Source organism: Zoogloea sp. LCSB751, from assembly GCF_002028455.1.
In the GTDB taxonomy this organism is placed as follows: Bacteria; Pseudomonadota; Gammaproteobacteria; order Burkholderiales; family Rhodocyclaceae; genus Zoogloea.
Window position 1 is genome coordinate 1 of sequence record NZ_MWUM01000246.1, and the last position, 266, is coordinate 266.

The 266-nt window shown below is 64.7% G+C and carries 1 protein-coding gene; it reads left to right on the top strand.

The annotated features are described in order from the left end of the window. Nucleotides 1–36: 36 nt before the first annotated feature. Nucleotides 37–266, top strand: a 230-nt coding sequence (locus B4920_RS30115; protein ID WP_216820067.1) for a hypothetical protein, incomplete at its 3' end; no start/stop codon positions are given.

The window sequence follows — 266 nt, forward strand, 5'->3', positions numbered from 1 at the left end:
CTCTCCGCCTGGCTTGGGGAGGATGAGTCTCCCCTCATGACGGCGGACCCGAGCCGCCAGATCCTGATCTCTGCCTCCAGCGTCCTTCTGACCCTGGCCAAGGAGAGCGGCCTGCTCACTCTGGGGCCCAATGGCGCGGATCTGCGACTGAGCGCGGACGACGAGCTGGCTGATGTACTGCAGCGACTGCTTGCCCGGCGCCTGTACATCCCCACATTGCATGAGCCATCGTCCGAACCAGCCTCTTGCTTGGTGCTGCGACCACT